This window comes from Sphaerisporangium sp. NPDC049002 (assembly GCF_040649355.1).
Taxonomy (GTDB): Bacteria; Actinomycetota; Actinomycetes; order Streptosporangiales; family Streptosporangiaceae; genus Sphaerisporangium.
The window spans coordinates 1-1,727 of the sequence record NZ_JBEZFH010000431.1 but is presented as its reverse complement, the minus strand read 5'-3'; the positions used below and the strand labels follow the sequence as shown (position 1 = coordinate 1,727).

General features: G+C 73.5%; 2 protein-coding genes and 1 pseudogene. 1 reads left to right on the top strand and 2 read right to left on the bottom strand.

The genetic code is table 11. The features are described 5' to 3' along the window. On the bottom strand, positions 1-379 hold a 379-nt coding region (locus AB0B89_RS36295; RefSeq protein ID WP_358562286.1), incomplete at its 3' end, for an LD-carboxypeptidase. 185 nt (positions 380-564) lie between these two features. On the opposite strand from AB0B89_RS36295, the gene AB0B89_RS36290 reads away from it, so the two are divergent. Beyond that, positions 565-1,449 (top strand): sulfotransferase, encoded by an 885-nt coding sequence (locus AB0B89_RS36290; RefSeq protein ID WP_358562283.1) that lies wholly within the window; start codon positions 565-567, stop codon positions 1,447-1,449. A 73-nt stretch (positions 1,450-1,522) separates the two neighbouring features. On the opposite strand, the pseudogene AB0B89_RS36285 reads toward AB0B89_RS36290, so the two are convergent. Continuing rightward, positions 1,523-1,727, bottom strand: a pseudogene (locus AB0B89_RS36285) (ABC transporter ATP-binding protein); the annotation flags it as partial.

Sequence of the window (1,727 nt, the reverse complement as noted above, 5' to 3'; positions counted from 1 at the left end):
GCGGCTCGGCGCCATCACCGTCGACTGGCTCATCTGCACCTGGGCGATCGCCCGCGGCCTGCTGGGCGCCGACCCCCGCAGCGCCGGCTGGGTCGAGCAGGCGGGTGGCGCCGTAGCCGCCCCGCGCGCAGATCACCGCCCGGACCTCCGGGTCGCACCACGCCTCCTGCAGGTCGGCCGCCCGGCCCGCGTCGGAGCCCGCGAGGTATCCCCGCCGGTTGAGCACCCTCGGCATGACGACGACGTCCAGGCCGATCTCGGTGAGGACCTGGCGTCCCCGTGCCAGGCGCACCGGGTCGACGGGCCCCGAGGGCGCGACGATGGCCACCCGGTCGCCGGGACGGAGCCGGGCCGGGATCCAGAGCCGGTGGCTGGTCATCGGGACGCTCCGCGAAGGTCGGGGCGCGGGTGGCGCGGCCCTGGTCCACCGGCGGCGAACATCCCCGAATCGGATGAAACACCTGCCGCGGTGAGTAGGCTTACCCAGGTGACGCCATGTGCCACCGACGGGCGGGGCGTGGCCGGTTCGTTCACCTCGCAAAGGGTGTCAGACTGTCCTCACTTATGCGACCCCCGACCCACATTCTCGTGGTCAACGGCATCAAGGTCCGTAGGCCGGTGTTCGTGCTCGGCGCCCCGCACTCCGGCGCGGATCTCCTCGCGCGTGCCCTCAAACGCTCCCCCGGCTTCCACCTGACCATGGGCAGGGCGGCGGTCGCGCACGTGGTGTACGCGTTCGCGCGACGGCCCTCCATCATGCGCAGGAAGGGCGGCGGCGCGGTCCGGGTGCTCCGCGACGCGCTCGCCGAGGCCTGGCAGATCGTCCCCGGCGCCTGCGCCGAGTGCCCGGCGGCGTGCCGCGAGGCGGGCGCCGTCACCGGGCCGGGCCCGTGCGCCTCCCCCGGCGGCGTCGTCAGGTTCGGCGACGCCAACCCCGACCTTCTGTACAGCGCGCCGGTTCTGCTCCAGGCGTTCCCCGATGCCCGGTTCGTCCAGCTCATCCGCGACGGCAGGGACGTCACCGCCGACATGCTCGCCGACCGGGCCTCCATGAGCTGGTCCCGGCCGAGCATGCTCAGCGACGAGACCGAGTTCCCGAACCCGTTCCTCGGCGTCAACTCCAGCGAGCACCGCGACAAGTGGACGGTGATGGAGCCGGCCGGCAAGTGCGCCCTGCGCTGGCGCAGCGCCGTCCGCCTGAGCGCCGCGCTCCGCCAGGAGGTCCCCCGCGACCAGCTCCTGACGGTCCGCTACGAGGACATGGCCGCCTCCCCCGGGGAGACGATCGCGACGATCTCCGGCTTCCTGGAGACCCGGGTCTCCAAGGTGGCGCTGTACGGCACGACCGCCCCCAAGGTGGGCGCGTGGCGCGCCCGTCTCAGGCCCGACGACGTCGCGCTGGTGGAGAAGATCGCCAAGGACGAGCTGACCCGGCTCGGCTACATCTGAGACCCGCCCCGGCTCACCTCCGCCGCGAGCGCCAGAAGGCACCCGCGCCGGCCGGACCGGCGGGGTGGAGCGGTCACCTCTGCTGTTCGAACTGGGTGCGGTAGAGCTCGGCGTAGGCTCCCTTGGCGGCGAGCAGCTCGTCGTGGCGGCCCCGCTCGACCACATGGCCGTCCTGGACGACCAGGATCGTGTCGGCCTCGCGGATCGTGGAGAGCCGGTGGGCGATGACCAGCGAGGTCCTGCCCGCGAGGGCCGTCTTGAGCGCCCGCTGGACGGCG